The organism is Aquimarina sp. Aq78 (assembly GCF_900299525.1).
Lineage (GTDB): Bacteria > Bacteroidota > Bacteroidia > Flavobacteriales > Flavobacteriaceae > Aquimarina.
Map to the genome: position 1 here is coordinate 95,670 of NZ_OMKA01000020.1, position 22,232 is coordinate 117,901.

The following is a 22,232-nucleotide window of genomic DNA, read 5'->3' on the forward strand; positions in this document are numbered from 1 at the left end:
CCTCTCTTTTTAATACAAATCCTAGTTTTGATTAATTCCATTTACACTTTGAATTCAAAATCAGGTTACTAGGATTATCATTTTTTTAATAGTTCTTGTAATTTTTCAAAATCTTTTTTAGAATGTTGAATTATTATTTCTGCATTATTCTGTTTTGCAAAATCTTCAAAAACGGTCATGCTTTTTATAGTTTCTTCTACATCATAATTAAAAGATGGGACACCCCTGTTTTTTCGATTTTCTTCAAAATGATATAAATCTCCAGTCAATAAAACTGGTTTTTTTAAACCCGCTTCTATATATAAAACTTGATGACCAATGGTATGCCCCGGCATAGTTTTTATAATAACTGTTCCATCTCCAAATACATCAAAATCTCCATTTAATTTTTTAATATTGGTTAACTCTTTTATAGCATTATAAACGTCTATGTTTGCTGATTTTTCTGCATCACTAGTTACAAAATTGTATTCGCTTTCTTGTACTAGCCAAGTAGCATTTTTGAAATAATTTGCGTGTCCAATATGGTCAAAATGTGTATGCGATAAGGCAATGTATTTGAAATCTTCAATTTTAAAACCAATTAAATTTAATTGATTTATTAATGAATCTGATCTTTGCATAGAGAATACTCCAGTGGGCTCTGTATAGGGTTTATCAACAACTAAACTCTCTGGTAATCCGGCATCCCAAATTAAATTTCCTTTTGGATGTGTAATTACGTAATAAGGATCTACAAGTTGTTTTACTTGGCCTGTATATGTTGTGTCTTGAGAAAAAACTTCTAATTTGTTTACTAAAATAGAACCTCCATCCAAAACATATAATTTGACATTTGTACTTATCGGGGTATTGTCTTTTTTTTCTGATTCTTTACAACAGATAATGCAAATTGAGATTATTAATAATGTTATTGTATTTTTCATGCTATTAAAGTTTCACGTTTTTGTAATTTTAATGCAAAAATCATTAAGTTTTTTATCCTATACAATAACTAACAAAATTGTGAGCTATAAAATATACAGTTATGCGTAAAGAAAATTCCACAAATTCTATAAACGAAAGGTATTTACACAAAAAATGTGCATTAAATGTCGCTATTGATATTATTGGAGTACGTTGGGCTTCACAAATTATATTTTCAATTTCACAAGGCGTCAATCGCTTTCATTTGTTAAAGGAAGAATTACCAAACATTTCAGAGCAAGTTTTAAGTAGAAAGTTAAAGATTTTAGAAAAACAAAAAATTATTATTAAAACTATTATTCCAGACTCTACACCTATTGGGGTTCGCTATATCCTCACTAGCAGAGGAGAAGATTTACTTCCTATTTTTGAGAATATATGCGAATGGGGGAAAAGCTATAGTTTGGATTTTGAAAATTAGTGATTCCTATGAATTTAGTTTACCCATATTGCCCGTAGTACTTGATCACTCTATCTAGTTAGTGTCTGGTCGAAAAGAAGCTACTAGACTTACACCAAAAACTGAAACAGATCAGGTTTATCATTAAGGTAATCTCCAAAGAAATTAAGGGCCTTCATTCTGGACACCAAAGGTTCTAGATCATTCTTGTCTTTTAGTTCAATCCCAACTACTGCAGGGCCATTTTCTCTACTTGATTTTTTTGAATATTCAAAATGAGTGATATCATCATTCGGTCCTAGTACTTCTCCTACAAATTGTTTTAATGCACCTGCTCGTTGCGGAAAACGAACTATGAAATAATGTTTTAAATCTGCATATAACAATGCCCTTTCCTTAATCTCGGCAGTACGTGTAATATCATTATTACTACCGCTCACAATACAAACTACATTTTTGCCTTTGATCTTATCTTTATAAGATTCAAGAGCAGCCAAGGTTAACGCGCCTGCTGGTTCAACTACAATAGCATCTCTATTGTATAAATCTAAAATAGTCTGACATACCAATCCCTCAGGAACTGTATACATATCAGAGAGATATTCTTTACAAATATCAAAATTGAGATCTCCTACTTTCTGAACTGCTGCACCATCGATAAACTTATCAATATTAAAAATCTCTGTATTCTTATTATTTTGGATAGATGATAACATAGAAGGTGCTCCTTCTGGTTCAACACCTATAATTTTTGTTTTTGGAGATAAAGCTTTCATTGCTCCACATAAACCTGAAGCTAATCCTCCTCCACCAATAGCTACAAAAATATAATCAATCGGTACATCTGTCTGTTTAAAAATTTCAAGTCCAATTGTTCCTTGTCCTTCTATAGTTTTTGGATCCTCGAATGGATGTACAAATGTTTTTCCTTCAGAAGTACAGGTTTCCATTGCTGCTTTATAAGAATCATCAAATGTATCGCCTTCAAGAACAATCTTTACATGATCACCGCCAAACATTTTTGTCTGTTCTACCTTTTGTTTTGGTGTTACCGAGGGCATATAAACAGTACCTTCTATTCCCAAATGATGGCAGGCGAATGCTACTCCTTGTGCATGATTACCCGCACTGGCACAAACAACTCCTTTTTCTAACTCTTCTTTGGTAAGTGAGCTTATTTTATTAAAAGCACCTCTAATTTTATAGGAACGAACACGTTGAAGATCTTCTCGTTTCAATAAAATATTAGCATCGTATCTGCGAGAATACCGAATGCTATTCATAAGAGGAGTAACCATAGCCACTTCTTTTATTGTTGAAGCTGCCTTCTGAATATCCTCTAATTCAGGAAAATATGTTGTGGTTATGGTGCTCATAATTTAAGTTTACACTCTTCTTTTATATTATCCATTTTAACTTTGAAATAGCACTAATAAATAGTTTCTTTTGCTCCTATTTTTCGTTAAAAAATATAACCGTAGCTATGGCTATGCTAATATTTTTTGTCTTGAATACGTGCAAAATAAATTCAATTTCTATACGCACGATTTCAAAGTTAAACTGGTATATTCTTGCCGGCTCAGACCCATCAAAGGTTACACAATACACATCTCAAAACTTTAACAGATCTGGCCTGACAAAATTAAATGTACTATACTATCGGTTTCATTGCTGTCATCGATGCTCTTAATCGAGAACCAATAACTTCTATAGGATGATTTCTTAAAGCTGCATTTACTTCTATTAGTTTAGCATTATCCACTCCATTATTCTTCCCTTCATCATATGCTTTTCCGATAACATCGGTATCTATTTTTTTCATGAAATCTGCTAATAAAGGCTTACAAGCATGATCAAATAAATAACAACCATATTCTGCCGTATCAGAGATCACTCGATTCATCTCAAACAATTTCTTACGTGCAATAGTATTGGCTATAAGTGGAGTTTCGTGTAACGATTCATAATATGCTGATTCTTCAATAATTCCAGAATCTGTCATCGCTTCAAAAGCTAGTTCAACTCCTGCTCTTACCATAGCCACCATCAATACTCCATTATCGTAGAATTCTTGTTCAGAAATCTCAATATCTCCTGCGGGAGTTTTCTCGAATGCCGTCTCTCCTGTTGCTGCTCTCCACGATAATAGATTTTTATCATCATTAGCCCAGTCTTCCATCATAGTTTTTGAAAAATGCCCTTGCATAATATCATCCATATGTTTTCTAAACAACGGGCGCATGATACTCTTTAATTCTTCAGAAAGTTCAAATGCCTTAATTTTTGATGAATTTGATAATCGATCCATCATATTAGTGATTCCACCATACTTCATCCCTTCGGTAATGGTTTCCCAGCCATATTGAATTAATTTGGAAGCGTATCCTGGATCTATTCCTTTTTCTATCATTTTGTCAAAGCACAAAATAGATCCGGTTTGCAATAATCCACATAGAATTGTCTGCTCCCCCATAAGATCTGATTTCACTTCGGCTACAAAAGAAGATTCTAACACTCCAGCTCTATGACCTCCTGTTCCTGCTGCATATGCTTTTGCCTGATCTAAACCATGTCCCTTAGGATCATTCTCTGGGTGTACCGCTATTAATGTAGGTACTCCAAATCCTCTTTTATACTCTTCTCTCACTTCTGATCCCGGACATTTTGGTGCCACCATAATTACAGTAAGATCATCTCTCACTTCCATACCTTCTTCTACAATATTAAATCCATGTGAATATGATAAAGTAGCTCCTTTTTTCATTAATGGCATTACTGTGTTTACCACTTGAGTATGTTGTTTATCTGGTGTCAAATTAATAACAACATCAGCATTAGGAATCAATTCTTCATAGGTCCCTACATTGAATCCGTTATCAGATGCATTCTTGAAAGATTGTCTTTTTTCTTTGATCGCTGCTTCACGAAGCGCATACGAAATATCCAAACCAGAGTCTCTCATGTTTAACCCTTGGTTAAGTCCCTGGGCTCCACACCCTACGATAACCATTTTTTTCCCTTTTAATGCGTCTACTCCTGCCGAAAACTCTTCAGCATCCATAAACCTACATTTTCCTAGTTGTGTTAATTGATCTCTTAATGATAGCGTATTAAAGTAATTTGCCATTTCTTTCTTAATTTGTTGTGATTTCCGTTAGGAAATTTGATTTAATTTTATTTTTAGTTGTTTCGATTTTTATGGTGTATCCCTGATCAAATTCAGGGTCGGGCTATTCGCTATATCTTTTTGATTGTCATCCTATAGTTATTGAAGGAGTCAACCAAAAAGGATGTCACTACTATCCCTTACACTGCTTCCATTCCAAAATTTTCTAATATTTTAGAAATATGTAACTTTTCTTTTGTTATTGAAATTCTTCCCGAACGTACAAATTGCATTAAGCCATAAGGTTCTAATTGATCATACAAAGCTTCTACATCTCTTCGTCGCCCTGTCTTTTCTAATACAAAAAACTCTGGAGTCACAGTAACGATATTAGCATTACTATCCTTTATTACATTCTGGATTTTACGTTCCTCAAATAGTAATTTTGAAGCGATCTTAAACAAAGCAGTTTCCTGATAAATGGTCTCATCATCTTTATGATAAAAAGCTTTAATTACTTCTATTTGTTTTTCAATCTGCCCAATAATCTTTTTTACCTGTTCTTCAGTTATGTTCACCACGATCGTAAAACGAAATACATCCTTAATCTCTGATACAGAAGCTGTAAAACTTTCAAGATTGATATGACGTCTTAAAAATATTGCTGAAATCCTGTTCAACAACCCTATATTATTTTCAGTATATACTGATATGGTATAATTTTCTTTTTTCATTACTAGTATATTGTATCATTGCATAAATCCTAGCCGAAGTCTATATTAAGTAGAGACCAAGTGCCAGAATAACAAAAATTCTATTATTCTAATCTTATATCCGAAACTGATGCTCCTGTAGGAATCATCGGAAACACATTATTTTCTTTTTCGACACATACTTCTAAAAAATATGCTTCTTTTGACGCTATCATCTCTGCGATTGCTTCTTGTAAATTCTCTCTTTTGGTAACTCTGGTAGATTTGATATGATACCCTTCTGCTATTTTTATAAAATCTGGATTTACCATCTCTGTAGAAGCATATCGTTTATCAAAAAACAGTTGTTGCCATTGACGTACCATTCCCAGGAAATCATTATTTAGCACTACGATCTTTACTGGTACTTTGGTCTGGAAAATTGTACCTAACTCCTGTATTGTCATCTGGTATCCGCCATCTCCTATAATCGCTACTACTTCTCTATCCGGGGCTCCCATTTTTGCACCAATCGCTGCAGGTAATGCAAATCCCATTGTACCTAAACCTCCAGAAGTAATATTACTCTTAGACTTATTAAACTCGGCATATCTACAAGCCATCATTTGATGCTGTCCTACATCAGATACAATCACTGCATCTCCTTTGGTTTCTTCATTAATTCTTCTAAGCACTTCGCCCATAGATAGGCCTTCATTACTAGGATACAATTCTTCTTTAATTACTTTATCATATTCTATTGCATCATAATCTCTAAACTCTTGTACCCATGAATCGTGAGAATTTGACTTTACCATCGGAAATATCTGTGATAATGTATTTTTCACATTTCCCATTACTGCAACATCTGCTTTCACATTTTTATTTATCTCTGCTGGATCAATCTCAAAATGTATGATTTTTGCCTGCTTGGCATAAGTTTCTAAGTTACCAGTAACTCTATCATCAAAGCGCATTCCGATTGCTAGTAGTAAATCACATTCGTTAGTCAGCTTATTTGGCCCATAGTTACCATGCATACCAACCATTCCTACATTTAATGGGTGTGATGTTGGTAGTGCCGAAAGTCCCAAAATAGTCCATGCAGATGGGATTCCTGATTTCTCTATAAAGTTTTTTAGTTCTTCTTCTGCTTCTCCAAGGATTACTCCCTGACCAAAGACAATCATTGGTTTTTTTGCTTTGTTTATCAGTTTAGCTGCCTGTTCCAAACTTTTTAAATCTGTTTCGGGTACTGGCTTATAACTACGTACGCCTTTACATGTTGAGTACACAAAGTCTAATTCGCCAAACTGTGCATCTTTTGTAATATCTATTAACACAGGGCCTGGTCGACCAGAGCGAGCAATATAAAAAGCTTTTGCTAATACTGCAGGAATATCTTCGGCCTTGGTAACCTGATGATTCCATTTGGTAATTGGTGTAGAGATTCCTATAATATCGGTTTCCTGAAATGCATCTGACCCTAACAAATGTGATCCAACCTGACCTGTAATACATACCATTGGTGTAGAATCTATTTGCGCATCAGCGATTCCGGTTACAAAATTAGTAGCTCCAGGTCCAGAAGTAGCAATAGCGACTCCAACTTTGCCGCTTGTTCTTGCATATCCCTGTGCTGCATGTGTTGCTCCTTGTTCATGTCTGGTTAATACATGATGTAATTGATCTCTATATTTGTATAACTCATCATAGACTGGCATTATGGCTCCGCCGGGATATCCATAAATTAAATCTACTCCTTCTGCCAACAGACATCGAATTACTGCCTCTGCACCAGTCATACGTTTTGTTGATATTTTGGTTTCTTTTCTTAACGTTTGCGTTTGTGTTTCCATACACTCTTATTTTAGAGGCTAGACTTTTAGAAACTAGAGTCTAGACTTTTTTTAGATTCTGATCTTCATCAGAATGATAATTTATCGTTTATCAGCATCAAATGCTGTCATTTTTAGATTCTGATCCTGTTTTTCAACAGAATTACAAATTGCCAGAATTAGAATTCATCGGTTACACATCCCTGTGATGCAGAGGATACTGTATGTGCGTATTTATACAACACTCCTTTATCAAACTTTAATGCTGGCTGAACCCAAGAAGCTTTTCTTTTCTCTATCTCAGCTTCACTAATAGCTACAGTAATCGAGTTTGTCTCTGCATCAATAGTAATGACATCTCCATCTTTTACTAAAGCAATCAGGCCTCCTTCTTGTGCTTCTGGTGTGATATGCCCAACAACAAACCCATGTGTTCCTCCCGAAAATCTTCCATCAGTAATTAAGGCTACATCTTTACCCAAACCGGCTCCCATAATAGCAGCAGTAGGCTTTAACATTTCTGGCATTCCTGGCCCTCCTTTTGGTCCTTCATATCTTATGACGACTACATCGCCTTTTTCTACTTTTCCATCTCTGATACCATCATTAGCATCATATTCCCCTTCAAAAACCTTAGCTTTTCCTTGAAAACGCAATCCTTCTTTACCTGTAATTTTTGCAACACATCCATCTTCAGACAGGTTACCAAACATGATTCTAAGGTGTCCTGTTGATTTAATTGGGTTCTCTAAAGGCTTGATAACGTCTTGTCCTTCTTTAAGATCAGGTACGTCTAATAGGTTTTCTGCAATTGTTTTTCCGGTAACGGTTAAACAATCTCCATGTAGTAATCCTTTCTTTAAAAGATATTTTAACACAGCAGGAATCCCTCCAACTTCATGCACATCTTCCATTAGGTATTTCCCACTTGGTTTAAGATCTGCCAAAAAGGGAGTTTCATCACTAATCCTCTGAAAATCTGCTAATGTAAAATCTACATCTGCAGCCCTGGCAATTGCCAAAAAGTGTAATACGGCATTTGTAGAACCTCCAAGTACGGTAACTAATCGTATTGCATTTTCTAGTGATTTTTTGGTTACTATATCTTTAGGTTTGATATCCTTTTCTAATAACGCTCGCATAGCACGACCCGCCTGGATACTTTCTTCTTCTTTATTTTTGCTTATAGCTGGATTCGATGAATTATAAGGTAATGACATTCCTAACGCTTCTATTGCCGAGGCCATAGTATTTGCGGTATACATCCCTCCACAAGCTCCTGCGCCCGGACATGCTTTCTCTATAACACTTTTGTATTCTGTCTGTGTTATCGTTCCTGCTACTTTTTCTCCCCAGGCTTCAAAAGCAGAAACTACATCTAATTTTTTACCTTCGTGACATCCAGAAGCTATGGTTCCTCCATAGACCAAAATTGAAGGTCGATCTAATCGAAGCATTGCCATTAATGCACCTGGCATATTTTTATCACAACCAACAACGGTTACCATCCCATCATAAGACATTGCTTGTACTACAGTTTCCATAGAATCAGCAATTACATCACGAGATGGTAATGAAAAACGCATTCCTGGTGTTCCCATAGAAATCCCATCGCTTACTCCAATAGTATTAAATATGAGTCCGACGACATCCTCTTCTAATGTTCCTTGCTTAACCAATTTAGCAAGGTCATTAAGGTGCATGTTACATGGATTCCCTTCATAACCTGTACTGGCAATTCCGACCAATGGTTTATTAAAATCCTCATCGGTTAAACCAATTGCGTGAAGCATTGCCTGTGCCGCAGGTTGCGTGTCATCTTGAGTGACTTGTTTACTATACTTATTGATGCTCATTTCTTTTTGAATATCAGTTTTTACGAATTATTTAAAATTTTAACTTTTACCCTATGATGTATGCATTAGATTGAATAAACCACAGTATAAAATTATTTTGTTGCAACTAAACACTTATACATTATTCAATACCCTTACAATATCCAATAGTGCCTTTACATGCTTTACGCATTGATTTACAATCACTTATGTTTTGAAAATTTACAATCACTATTTGATAATTTTATTTAAGTATTCATTGCGTGAACTGATTTAAACTTTTTCGATTTGCTAAAAAATTGTTGTTTTCAGCCTTATTTTTGTCTTTTTTTCTTTCCGTAGCCCTGCTATGCAACTCAAAAAAGCTTTCAAGTAGGACTAAAAAACATTTAATTTTCGCTTAAAACCAAAAAGTTTAAATCAGTTCAATATCAAAAAAAACTCCCTTCATTTCTGAAGGGAGTCTGTATTTATTTTTATACAATAATATCCCTTCATCATGGTGAAATAATCACAATAATGACAATGACATTACTAATTATACTGCTAAATATTCTCATTTCTATTGTTCAGAATTAATTTTAAATTCTAATCTTAATACCTTTTATACAAAAAAATCCCTTTACTTGAGTAAAGGGATTTTAATATCATATATATAGTATTAATACATCCCTTATCGAGGTGAAATAATCACCTTAATGATAATGACTGTATTAATATTTATGTTTCTGGTATTCATTTATATGTCCAAATATAGGAAAATATTTTTTTGAAATACAAATACTAAATTATTTTTTTATATAAACTCTTCTTGATTTCATTAAAAACAAGACCTTTCATTACAATGAAAGGTCCTATTTTAAATCCTCAGTTTTGACTACTTAGAATTCAACTTTATGTTAAAACTTAACAAGCCTTAAGGTTTCTGTATGTTTATTAGCTTGTATTTTCACAAAATAATTTCCAGATGATTTTATTTTATCTCCTAACAGTATGGTACCTGGGTTTTTACTATACTCTTCATTGATCAATTCTTTTCCTAACAAATTATATACGGTTATTGTAAATGTATCACTTTCTAATCTTGATACATCTATGGTAACAGTTTCTTCAAATGGATTAGGGTACATACTAACCCTATTTTCTGAAGTTCTCTCTTTTTGTCTGGTTGGTCGTTTTGTAAGTAAGCCTTGACCCGCTGTAGTATTATATGCATAATCTTTGATAATGTATGACAATCCATCATTAGCTACTGTAGCATAAAACCATCCATAATGTGTGTTTCCTCCTATTTTAAAAGTAAATCCTATATAACCAGATTTACCTCTCCAATTTGTATATGAAGATGAACTTACCACAAAACTATTAGCATTAGCAACAAAATTACTGGCTGCACCAACCTCAATTCCTTCTCCGATAAATGTGGCATTACTAGTTGTTCCTTCACAAACCACATTTTTTCCATAGCTCACTAATCGAAGTGAATTATTAGTGAACCATGCTCCAAAACCATTATCATCACCAACTTCTATTCTAAAGAAATTCCAGGTACTTGAAGAGTTTGTTGTTTCGTCACTCATATCCACATAAACCACAGTTCCATTAGTAGCACAAGGACTGCAAGATCCTCCGCAATCAACTCCGGTTTCATTACCATTCTGAATTCCATCATTACAGGTTGGTGTAGATGTACCTCCAATTCTTATGGTATAATCCTCTACTTCGCCCAAATAAGTATCAGTATCACAAGGTGTTATTTTTGCTTCAGACCCATATCCTACTCGAACTCTCATTCGCAACGAAGTATTAGAAACTGCTCCAGAAGGAGGAGTAATATTAGCCGAATAAGGACCCGCAGCAAATCTAGAATACACTTTCTCTCCAGCATCAGTAAAATCACCATTATTATTCCAGTCAATCCATACTCCTACTGCATTAAATGTCCAACTATTATTATTCATGGTTATCGTTAATGCAGTTGCTTGCCCACTAGTAAGATTTGTAGATTGATTGGTAAAATCATTATATGCAGCATTTGTGGAACTATTATTTATAGATCCTAAGCTAACATTGGTAATGTGTAAGGTAGCATTTTGAGTGGTCGAAGCTGCACAGTAGGTTACATTTGTATTACAAGGGTTACAATCAGGCCCGCCACAATCTACACCAGTTTCATTACCATTTTGAATACCATCATTACAGGTTGGATTGGTGGTACAAGGGTTACAATCAGGCCCACCACAATCAACTCCGGTTTCATTACCGTTCTGAATACCATCATTACAGGTTGGATTAGAACTTCCACCTTTAATAAATAGAAAATAATCTTCTACTTCATCACCATTAGTTCTTGCTGTTCCACAAGGCTCAGGGGCAGTATGTATTTTATAACGTACTCTTAATCTGGTCGCGCCACTTTTTGCGGTATTAGGAACTACAACTGTTGTTGTTACACCACCGGCACCATTGGTTTTCAATAAAACTTCTTCACCCGCATCTGTAAAATCTCCATCTTTATTCCAATCAATCCAAGCTCCAAAATAATTAGGATCCCAGAAATCGATTCCCGGATTAACGGTTAAAGCAACAGACTCGCCTTTAGTAATGTTGGTTCCCAGGTTAGTAAAATCAGAATACCCACCATTTCCACTTTTATTATTGATAGCTCCAAAGACAACTTCGTCTATATAATTATTACCTTGATAACCTGCAGCACAATAATTTGTAGGCATAGGATCCAAATTTCCATTGGTAATACTAAAATTAGCATTTGTAACATCGAAAAAGATATTATTCGTACCTCTTACCATAATTCTATTTACACCTCCTTCATTGTCTGGTATTGTAATTTGTTGAGAACCATCGTTAGGTACTGCAGAAGCTAATGTTATTGGGTATGTATTTCCACCATCTGTAGATAACAAAATATCAACAGTCGCTGCATTTACCCCATTTCCTGTGGTTCCTGCTACGTTCCAGGTTACTGTTTGCGTAGAGCCTATAGGTGCATCAAACCTAGTGTTTTGAGAAGTGATAACAAAAGGACCAGCAGTCCCACTTACCGTAATAACAGCATCTTTAGAATCTGTATTACCTCCTCCCGGATGATTATCTCTTACTGTAAATCTAAAATTCATAGTTCTGGAAACAGAAGGTGTTACCTCCCATTCAGAAGAAGCATTTCCTGCTTTTATCGCAGTAAGATTAGGCATATATCGATTTGGAGATGTTGAAGGAGGTACATAACGAAATACAGGACCGTTAGTTGACGTAGCCCGAGGAGGCATAGGAGCTATTTCCTTATCCATTTGATTCCAGGTATACGTTAGTTGATCGGCAGCATTAGGATCACTAGCTGATCCTTCTAATACAAATGGAGTAGATCTTGGAATCGTATAATTACCTCCTATAGAAGCTGTTGGCGCACTATTACCTATTGATTTTGTTGTACCGCAACCTGCTGTGCTTACAATATGGTTCCACATTTCATCTATTTGTTTCGCATGAAAAAAAACATATTGCGTATTTTCTGTATTAGGAGCACAACCTGTATATGCCATGATAGTATTACCTCCTCCTGGTTCAACAGCACCCTCGTCAAGACGATTACCACCACATGAGTTATTAAACGAATGGTTAGCACCGAATTGATGACCTATTTCATGAACGAATGTGCGATAGAAATAATCTGCGACAGATGTGAAAGGATGTGCACCGGTAGCTCCTTGAGCTTTTTTACTATCAACACATACAGCCCTTAAAGCTCCACGTCCAGTCCCATCTGAATCTAAAACATGGCCAATATCATAGTTAGCGTTACCAATTGTAGCATCAAGAATAGCTTGAACCTCATTTACTGATGCTGAAGTATTACCATGCGTAAAACCGTCAGTTGCTGGGTCAAGAAAAATGGAAGCGTCAATATTGGACACTAACTCAAACGTAGTTCCAAGATCTCGTTCATAAACCGCATTCACTCTTGTCATGAGTGCATTCAACTCGACAAGTACTGCGGCTTTCCTTTGTTGAGTTGAACCATTTGTAACGTTTGCCTTATCAGTATAAATTTTAGACAACTCTCCCGTTACTGCTATAGCCATTCGGTAGACTCTAACACGACCATCATTAGCATCTTTTCTTGCTTTGTTTGATTTTTCAGCTTGCTTTGTACTTTTTTCTGAAAAAGTTTCGACTGTATTATCAATTATTTGACAGTTAATTGGTTTTTCTGATCCATCCGTTTTTGAAGTAACCATATAGGTCTTACTATTACTAGTAGAAGGTTTGATATCCGTTATTGTAGCATCAGATTTCATAATCATAGCCCTAAAGTTATTATACCCCAAACTAAAATGTACTACTCCGCCTTCTCCATTAACAGATGTACCAACATAAGACTTAATGTCTGGAAACTTCTTGGCTAAATCTGGATGTAAAACACTTGTTTCTTTTATACGGTATTCTTTAAATTTTCCATCTTCGGTAGGAAGCGTAATAATGACATTCGATTGACCAAATGAATTAGATCTTTTGGGACAGTGAGATAAAATTTCTTTTAATTTTTCAACACTAAGGTTGTACGTGTTTTGGTGTGAAGTTTCTGTATTCTTCTTAGAAGAAGAAATGTTTTCGTTTTCAATTGGGCTACTATTTTTTTTCCAAAAATTATTGGTTTGTGAAAATCCAAATTGGAAAACAAATAAGCCTACAAATAAGACAAGTTGATTTTTCATGATTTAATTTTTAATAGTTAATGAAGTTGTTGATAAATGGAAATCAACACCTTTTGCAGAAGCAAACAATGAATTGAAAAACTCACTGTAGCCTTTAGCAACAATACTTTCGTTGAATAGCACACATACTGCCATTCTTTTTTTGAATACATCCTAAGATGTATTCTTTACTAGTGATTTTTGTGAATTCATAACCTAAGTTTAATGGTGATTAAAAAAATTGAAGAATTTATACCCCCCCTCTTGATTTGATTTCAAGAGAGATTGTATTAGATTAAAACCACTCGTTATGTTCTACACCTTACTGCTAAGGTCGAAAATAAATAGTCTATTTCAGTTAAGGATTATTCGACCATAACTCTTACCGAATCTGTTCGTTTTCCTAATTTAACTGTTACCAAATACAGTCCTGCACTTAATTGATTTGCATTAACCTGAACTGTTTTGGTTTGCTTCTTTTAATGTACTAAACTCTGCTGCTTTGCCGGGGTTCTGTTTTTTAATAAGGCTTGTTTTTGAAGTATTTTTTCAAATTCTTTAGCTTTTTCAAAAGCCTCCGGGTTATCTTCGTAGTATTCTTGCTGAGTTTCCTCGAATGAGCAACTCTTTTCTTTTTGGTGTTGACCTATAATTGGCCAAATTATCAACTCCATTAGAATCGATAAAAACGTGTTTGTAGTTTTCATTAGATAGTTAAGTTTTGTGTTAGTGCACAAAATTAACTCTATTCTAAGTCCCTGAAATATACTATACTAGCAACACTTAATACTATTTTACCCAGAATAGCATTTTTACAATAATTTAACACTTAAAACATGATAATAATCAATAAAAATCATGATTTAAAACATATTTACTATGTAAAATGTTAATTTATTTGATAATCACCACAAAAACAACAAGCATTATTCAGGAAGGCAGATTATTTTCTTACAAAAACCTTTACATTGAAATCAGGTCTACACTAGGATGGGTTCAACCTGCTATTTTGAATGCGCTTTACAAACCTGGGTTCCACCTAAGCTAAAATGTTATAAAAAAGCGTCAATTCGAATGGTTTTTCAGAATTCAATGGAGAAAAACTGCACTTCGGCAAGCTCTGTAGAACTATCGAGAATAGTTTTTTTAGATAGAGAATCACTATTCTCGATACAATCTTCCTTCGTCAGATCACTCGAATTGACGTGATTTTCTTACGTCGAACTCAAGTTGCACCCTTTTCAAAACAAAGATGCCCTCTTCTCCACAAATGGATCCCACTAGATACTGAAACAAGTTCAGTACAGGGCGAGATTGGTTCAACCTACTATTTTGGATACACTTTACACTCTTTTCAAAACAAAGACGCCCTCTTCTCCACAAATGGATCCCAGTCTACACTGGGATTGGTTCAACCAACTATTTTGAATGCGCTTTACACCCTTTTCAAAACAAAGACGCCCTCTTCTCCACTACAAATGGATCCCAGTCTACACTGGGATTGGTTCAACCAACTATTTTGAATGCGCTTTACAAGCTTTTCAAAACAAAGATGCCCTCTTCTCCACAAATGGATCCCAGTCTACACTGGGATTGGTTCAACCAACTATTTTGAATGCGCTTTACAAGCTTTTCAAAATAGGGTTTCACTCAATCTTAAAAAGTTTATTTTTCATGCAATAGATTACAAGACCTACCCTGGTTTTTACTTCTAGCTTCTTAAAAACCGTTTCTCTATAATTTTCTATCGTCTTAGGACTCAACCCCATTTCTCCGGCGATACTTCTGTAGGTAAGTTCTGAGCATGCAAATTTTAAAAACACTCGTTCCTTATCTGTTAATTTTTCTTGCAGGTTTTTACTACCTCCGGCTTCTTCAGAATTACGTAGTGCCGTCTCTATCTTACCCGAATAATAAAACCCTTGTTCTATCACCATTTTCATGGCAAATTCAAAATTTTCGGGATGTATATCTTTTAGCAAGTATCCTTTGGCTCCTGCCCTAAGCATTCTAATAATGGTTTCTTCATCATCCTCCATCGTTAGTGCCAGCACTTTTTGATCGGGTCGATTTTCTTTAAGCCATTGCATCGTTTGCACACCATCCATCACAGGCATTTTTACATCCAAAAGAATAAGGTCTGGCGTTTTTCTTTTATGTAGGTAATATTGAGTAAGCTCTTTTCCATTTTTTAGAATAGCCAACACCTCATATTCCTCAAGTTTAGATATTAAACTCTCCAGTGATTGTGCAAATAAAAGATGATCATCGACAATAACTATAGTCTTTTTCTTCATCTGTTTTTTTTTATTGTTTATTAATTCTCAGATCAAATTCGCCATTATATTTTGGATGGTATGGATATTAGTTAAGAATAGCTCCTTTTATCTGTATTGTTTTTTTTGTACGTATAGTATTTAATTATCTATTTTTTCAAACATTTAAATCTTATAATCATATACATTGAAGCGTAGCTTCTTATTTAGTACAAATGTATTAAATCAATCGTTAAGTTGTATAGGATATGACAAGGTAAGCAAAACTCCTTTTCCTGGTGAAGATGTATAGTCCAGTTTTGCGTTTACCAGAGATGCACGGCTTTTCATATTTAACAAACCAGAATTTGCCTGAACAGATTTTGGATCAAACCCAACGCCATCATCCTGTACTCTAATATTGAGTGTTTCTGGAGTATACTCCAGTTCTACTTCAAGATTTGAGGCCTCTGCATGTTTTATGGTATTAGAGAAAAATTCCTGAATGATGCGATATAGAATAATCTCATCTTTGGGGTTTATATATTCTTCTTCTCCTTTTACGGTAAGTGAAGGTGTTAAAAAATTAAGTTTTTCAAAACGTTTGAGCTCTACATTAATAGATTTCTCTAGTCCTACATTTTGAATCACTTCATGATTTAGAGTTTTGGATAAGGTACGTATTTCTTGCAGGCTGTCCCCTACTAATTTTCTAACATCCTGTAGTGATTCTGATGCTTTATCATCTATGGTAGCTCCCATAATATTAATTTGCATCACCGCAGTCGATAGCAATTGCCCTATATTATCATGCAGCTCCCAGCTTACATTTTTAAGTGCCTGTTCCTGGATCTCTATCTTAGATTTAAAAATCTCATCTTCAAAACGTTGTTCTGCCCTAAATTTATCAAGAAGTAGTTTGTTTTTTCGACGCTGAAAAGCCACGAAGAATATGATACCAAATACTACAAAAAATAGAATAATAATGGTAAAATATATAATTAATAAGATCTGTTCTTTCGCGAGCATACAATAAAACCAATGGTATAGCAAGTATAGGTAAAAATTATAGCACAGTAAAGAATTATAACACGGATTTTAATGAAATCAACATTTTCTTTAGAATAGTATGCACTATAAATAAACAAGGGAGCAACTACCAAATGTAAAACCATTGTCCCAATGGCAACATAAAAAACCAAATCCTTATTAAACTCTAATATTTTCTCACTTTTTAACATTTCAAAAAAATAAAAGAAGACACTTATCAAAATGATTAAAGTCCCTGTAATCATTGGAAAAGAAGAATGAACTTTAAAAAAATCGTCTGTAATCAATAAATTAAGAACAGATGTAATAAAAAATAAAATTATTAAAATATCAAGAGTAAACTTAAATTTTTTAGATAATAAATTTTCCCTAAAATACCATGTATAAAATACAATACTAACTATCGAATGAATATTATACAACCACGCATTCTTAATCAAAAAAGTTTCTTTTAAAAATGACAATTCATCATATGCAGGTATATAAGTAGGTAATTTCCCTACCATCTCTACAAGAAAATTAAGCCATAAAAAATACACAAAATACCGTGTTAGTTTATCAACACGGTATTTCATGATATAAAAGGTTCCTGCCAATGCTGCTAATAACTCAGCAACTTGAAAAAGAATATTTAATGTTTTCATTAATAAATTTGTGGAGGATTACCACTATTCCCATAATTATATGGCTCAATATCATAATTATTAGGTGCACTATCACCACCTTTACCCATCTCACCTGCAGGTGCTCCTGTTGGTGCTAAAAAGATAGTCGAATATCCCTTCTTACTTTTACATTTAGATTCAGGATATGCACCAAAGTACATTCGAATTCCAGGATTATCAATCCCTTGTTTTTTAGATTTCTTTTTTACGTATTTAAGATATTCCTGTAATTCTTCGACACTCCAATAAAATTCTCTGGTATCTTCGAATCCAATACACTTATCAATTTCTGGTGTTCTTGTACAACACCATACATGTTGCAATTCTTTTGCTTCTTCTATGCTTATACATTTTTTAGGTTTTCCTCCTTTTTTTCCTTTTCCTCCTTTTTTTGGTAGTTCTTTTCCCATAACGTTATATTATTTTAGATTAAATTAGATTAGATTGATGCTAATATATCCAAAAAACATGCAGCAAAGCAAATACACCCTACCTTAAAATCAAAAACCACCCAACACCCAAACCACATCAAACTCCTGTTTTTCAACACCCTAAAGCACTAAAAAAAAATCTAAAAAAAATCGCAAGGGGTATTTACCCCTACTACCAAAAGGGTGTTTTCCCCCTATTAGTACAACTCATTGTATATTTTTTCGTTTTTTGATCTAAAATTCGTCAATTCGAGTGCTTCGATACTTCGACATAACTCAGCACAGGCTGAAGAAGTGTATCGAGAATAGAGTTTTTGATCAAAAAAAGCTATTCCTGATAGCTTTACTAAGTCCATCGACAGACCTAGCTTACTGAAAGGACTTAGCAGAGCAATCGAGACCCAACTGTAGTAATAAGCTATTGCATCTCGATACAATTTTATCAGCCGCTATTGCTATTGATAAAATCACTCGATGAGACGTAAGAACATATAAATAAAATCAGCACGTTAGAGAATACATCAATGGTAGTACTTCTTTCTAAGTCCTTCGACAAGCCTGTTCTTAGTTGATCGAAGGATTTTAGTTAACATAAAAGATATTCGAGTGTCACACTGAGCTTGTCGAAGTGCTTTCAAATCTGTTTTTTCAAATGTCTTCGACAGGCTCAGACTGACACTATAAAACCAAACAACATTACAGAGTTAAGATGACAAACGTTTTACAACTGTCTGGCATTTTTCCTTTTTCTCTGATACCAGAGTATACCAATACAGAATACTATTAATATCCCTAATCCTATGCACCAATACAACATCGTATACTCTTTAAAAGGAATTGGAGACGAATCTCCAACCAAATAGAACCCTCCCCAATAAAAGGGATCTGTTCGATTGATATGTGCCGTATTGAGATATTGTATTTTAGCCTGTTGTAATGCTCTTGCTTTATGCATCCCTTCTTTAAGATTAGTATAGAACAATCTCATTAGTTCAGGAGTGGTTTGATCCGATATTTCCCAACTACTCAATAATAAACTTTTAGTTCCTGCATATTGAAAAGCATTACCCAGACTCATAACCCCTTCTCCCTGGGCTATTTTCCCTGATCCGGTATTACAAGCACTAAGCACAGTGAGTTCCGCAGGGATATTCATTGCAAACAACTCATGACTATATAGATAACTATCTTCTATAGTATCATTACCTTTGGTAAACAGGAGTTTAGAGTTTTCGGGATGTTCGTTATCTACATCACCATGCAATGCCAAATGCAGGATGCTATATTGACTGGCTTTTTTCTTAAAATTAGCTTCTATCGCTTGTGATCCAAAATAATATTGCCCATCGATAATATCTGAGATTGCCTTAATCTCTTTACGGGTTCCCGGCAAATCATAATTAGTAGCTCTTAGTGCGGCCAAGCTCATTGTTTTTGTATCTATAATTTCACCATCAGAAAAAGAAAACGCAAGGCATTCTTGCCGTTTTTTGGATTGCAAACCACTTTTAAAAGGAACAAACAGCAAATTCGCAGAACTGGCGTAGCTTATAGCATATTCTTTGAGGAGATATGATAGTGCTTTAGGATCGTATGATAGATCATTTTTAGTCAGCAATACATCAAAATTAAGGTGCCATAGCGAACCATCGGGAATAATAATAAGTTGATCACCTTTGATTTTATCTTTAACAGGAGCAATTAATTGACTGTACAATGCATAAGAAATCGTCTTAAATACTATCGTATTTTTAGCCACAATAGCAGCTCTTAACGCTTCAATATTCTTGTTGAGTTCTGTGGTAAGTAGTGTGGTTACTTTTATCTCTTTTTTAGAAATCGTAAATGCATACGTACTGTTATCCGACACAAAAAACTCTAGTAATATAGTATTCTCACCTAGTTTTTTCTGAATATCTGCAACAGATATGATCTTGTTTTGATGTTTTAACTGGTAATACTTTGGATAATTTTTTTCTATAATTTGAGTCAACGAATCTTGCTTTCTATCAAGATCAAATAGTTTATTTTCATAGGTTGTAATTTTAGCAGTATCCGCAATCTGTTGAGATCGTTCTTGTATCCTCTCTGAGATATAGAAAGAACGTTCTGATTTTAGATGTTGTTCCAGATCGAGGATTGTTTTTGGTAAACCCGAAAAGCTCCTTGCATTAGATTCTGCTAATAATTCTTTTAAGGTATTAGCTTTACTTTTTTCAGCATAATAAAAAGCTTGATGTAGCGATTCTTGCTTTTGATCAATTTGATGAAGTAACAATTGTGCCTGTATAGCTCCTGCATATACTTTTTGAGCTTGTTTAGCAAAAGTAAGTTTATCCTGATACGTATGTAATGATTCTCGTATACCCTGCATTAAATTATCTGCTTTTTGAAAGACAACTACACTTTCCTTAAGATCACTTGGATTATTATTAACACTAAATCGCCCTTGTAACACCCTGGCTTTACCATAAAAAGTAGTTAATAAGGCATTTAAATCCATATAATCTCCTAGATTCAAACTATCCTCATCACTGCTTTTTACATCAGGGTTGGTGTTGGCAGTAATAGCTTTTTCATAATACTGTATCGCTTTTTTGTTTTTTTTTGTTTGATGATACAACTCTGCGATCTGGTTATACGATTTTGCAGTTCTGGGATGATGATTACCATCGGTACGAAGTCTTATGGTTATACTTTTTTGCAGATACTCCAGAGCTTTATCATATTTCTCTTGCTCCATATACAGGTTTCCAATTTTATCAAGAACATCACTGATATAGTAACGACTTTCTCTAAATAGCCGTTTTTGAACTTTTAATGTTTTTTGATAGAATCGTAATGCTGTTGTATAGTCTTTCTTTAAAACATAAAGATCTCCCATATCAAGATACGTATACGAAGTATCAGAATGATACTCTCCTTGTGTATTGAGTCTTATACTTAGGGCCTTTTGATAGTAATCCAAAGTTAACCCATATTCTTCTTTAGCTTTATAAGTGTTTGCTATATTATTAAATGTCCGTGCTACAGCACTATGGTTTCGCCCTAACGTATTTAGATAATTTGCGATAGTTTTTTTATAAAACAATAAAGCCTTATCATACTCCCCTTTAAATTGATATATAAGGCCAATATTATTATAACTAGACCCTATATAAGAATGCTGTCTTGGGTATATTTTTAATTTAATGGCTAAGGATTTTTGATTATTCTTAAGAGATCGATTATACTCTCCTTTTTTTAAATTGATAATTGCTATTCCATTATATATATTTGCTATTCTTCCATGTGTCTTCCCAAATTTTTGAACAAGAATAGTTAAGGCTTTATTACCACACAATATAGCTGCATCATGTTTTCCCATACGTCGATACGCAATACCAAGGCTTTCATAACATAATGCAACATTAGGGTGATCTTCTCCAAAAACATCTTTCATTATTACCAACGCTTTTTCTTGATACTCTAAAGCTTTATCATACTTATCAAATCGAAGGAGAATATTCCCTATATGATTATAACAAAAAGCTACCTCAGGGCTATTTTTCCCAAAAATAGGAGTTCTTATTGCTAAAGCTTTTTGATAATTCTTTAAAGCCACTCTGTTCTTTCCCAAATGATAATACGTCGTTCCTATATCTATATAACTATTGGCTATTTTTTGGTGTTTGTTACCAAAAGTGTTTATTCTAATCGTTAGGGCTTTTTTATACTCTTTCATAGCCCGATCATATTGTGCTAACACATGATGGATGGTCCCTATATTATGATAACAATCGGCCACACGATGATCTTTATCCCCAAAAGCATCCCTCTGAATAGTCAAAGCTTTTTGGTAATACTGCATTGCCCCTTCATATTGATCTTGTTGCTTAAGAATATGACCGATATCATTGTAGGAATATGCTACTTGGGGATGATTGCCACCAAACGTTTTTAAACGTACATCCAATGCTTTTTTAGCATACACCATCGCTTGATCAAAATTGTAACTCGCCTTGTGAGCTTTTGCAATTTTATCACTGCAATCGGCTATTCGTTTTTGAGAGTTTGATTGCTTATATATTACTAATGCTTTCTCGAAATACACTAATGCACTATCCTGTTTTCTATCGGCTAACAACACTTCTCCTTTTGAGAAATACTGAGAAGCGATGATGGTATCTTGTGTGGATTGTGCATGGATCGCAGAACAAGAGATCAAACAAAGAATCAGGAATATAATTTTGACAGGAAATAAAAATTTTAAGGAACTCATAAAAGCACTTGTATTAAGGCA

At 34.3% G+C, this 22,232-nt stretch carries 14 protein-coding genes and 1 pseudogene; 1 reads left to right on the plus strand and 14 read right to left on the minus strand.

Annotated elements, in window-relative coordinates; translation table 11 throughout:
- Positions 1-77: 77 nt before the first annotated feature.
- Positions 78-926, minus strand: coding sequence for an N-acyl homoserine lactonase family protein (locus tag DG435_RS12105; RefSeq protein WP_106791128.1), 849 nt, complete (start codon positions 924-926; stop codon positions 78-80).
- A gap of 101 nt (positions 927-1,027) precedes the next feature.
- Between DG435_RS12105 and DG435_RS12110 the strand changes: the two genes are divergently transcribed.
- Positions 1,028-1,387 carry a helix-turn-helix domain-containing protein gene (locus tag DG435_RS12110; protein WP_106791129.1) on the plus strand — a complete coding sequence of 120 codons (360 nt, stop codon included), beginning with the start codon at positions 1,028-1,030 and terminating at the stop codon, positions 1,385-1,387.
- A gap of 89 nt (positions 1,388-1,476) precedes the next feature.
- Here the strand turns inward: DG435_RS12110 and ilvA are convergent, their stop codons facing one another.
- From ilvA to DG435_RS12170, 13 genes and pseudogenes are all read right to left on the minus strand, one after another.
- Complete coding sequence (gene ilvA, locus DG435_RS12115; protein WP_106791130.1) at positions 1,477-2,742, minus strand: threonine ammonia-lyase; 1,266 nt, start codon at positions 2,740-2,742, stop codon at positions 1,477-1,479.
- 275 nt (positions 2,743-3,017) lie between these two features.
- Positions 3,018-4,493: a ketol-acid reductoisomerase gene (ilvC, locus tag DG435_RS12120; RefSeq protein ID WP_106791131.1), complete on the minus strand. Its 1,476-nt coding sequence runs from the start codon at positions 4,491-4,493 to the stop codon at positions 3,018-3,020.
- A gap of 179 nt (positions 4,494-4,672) precedes the next feature.
- Positions 4,673-5,206: an acetolactate synthase small subunit gene (ilvN, locus tag DG435_RS12125; protein ID WP_074409252.1), complete on the minus strand. Its 534-nt coding sequence runs from the start codon at positions 5,204-5,206 to the stop codon at positions 4,673-4,675.
- Between the two features lie 83 nt (positions 5,207-5,289).
- Positions 5,290-7,023 carry a biosynthetic-type acetolactate synthase large subunit gene (gene ilvB / locus DG435_RS12130; protein WP_106791133.1) on the minus strand — a complete coding sequence of 578 codons (1,734 nt, stop codon included), beginning with the start codon at positions 7,021-7,023 and terminating at the stop codon, positions 5,290-5,292.
- 158 nt (positions 7,024-7,181) lie between these two features.
- Positions 7,182-8,858: a dihydroxy-acid dehydratase gene (gene ilvD / locus DG435_RS12135; RefSeq protein ID WP_106791134.1), complete on the minus strand. Its 1,677-nt coding sequence runs from the start codon at positions 8,856-8,858 to the stop codon at positions 7,182-7,184.
- A gap of 878 nt (positions 8,859-9,736) precedes the next feature.
- Entirely contained in the window at positions 9,737-13,570 is a 3,834-nt protein-coding gene (locus tag DG435_RS12140; protein WP_106791135.1) for a GEVED domain-containing protein, read from the minus strand.
- A gap of 344 nt (positions 13,571-13,914) precedes the next feature.
- Positions 13,915-14,013, minus strand: a pseudogene (locus DG435_RS26095) (hypothetical protein); the annotation flags it as partial.
- A 15-nt stretch (positions 14,014-14,028) separates the two neighbouring features.
- Positions 14,029-14,256 carry a hypothetical protein gene (locus DG435_RS12145; protein ID WP_106791136.1) on the minus strand — a complete coding sequence of 76 codons (228 nt, stop codon included), beginning with the start codon at positions 14,254-14,256 and terminating at the stop codon, positions 14,029-14,031.
- A gap of 939 nt (positions 14,257-15,195) precedes the next feature.
- Positions 15,196-15,846 (minus strand): response regulator transcription factor, encoded by a 651-nt coding sequence (locus tag DG435_RS12150; protein ID WP_024771321.1) that lies wholly within the window; start codon positions 15,844-15,846, stop codon positions 15,196-15,198.
- Between the two features lie 204 nt (positions 15,847-16,050).
- A complete protein-coding gene (locus DG435_RS12155; protein ID WP_234387036.1) occupies positions 16,051-16,749 on the minus strand; it encodes a sensor histidine kinase in 699 nt (232 codons plus the stop codon).
- Positions 16,750-16,805: 56 nt separating this feature from the next.
- On the minus strand, positions 16,806-17,498 hold the full coding sequence (locus DG435_RS12160) for a hypothetical protein (RefSeq protein WP_106791138.1): 693 nt from the start codon (positions 17,496-17,498) through the stop codon (positions 16,806-16,808).
- Positions 17,498-17,929, minus strand: a complete 432-nt coding sequence (locus DG435_RS12165; RefSeq protein ID WP_106791139.1) for a hypothetical protein — start codon at positions 17,927-17,929, stop codon at positions 17,498-17,500. The genes DG435_RS12160 and DG435_RS12165 overlap by 1 nt, the downstream gene beginning before the upstream one ends.
- Before the next feature lie 742 nt (positions 17,930-18,671).
- Positions 18,672-22,211 carry a CHAT domain-containing protein gene (locus DG435_RS12170; protein ID WP_106791140.1) on the minus strand — a complete coding sequence of 1,180 codons (3,540 nt, stop codon included), beginning with the start codon at positions 22,209-22,211 and terminating at the stop codon, positions 18,672-18,674.
- Between the last annotated feature and the right edge of the window lie 21 nt (positions 22,212-22,232).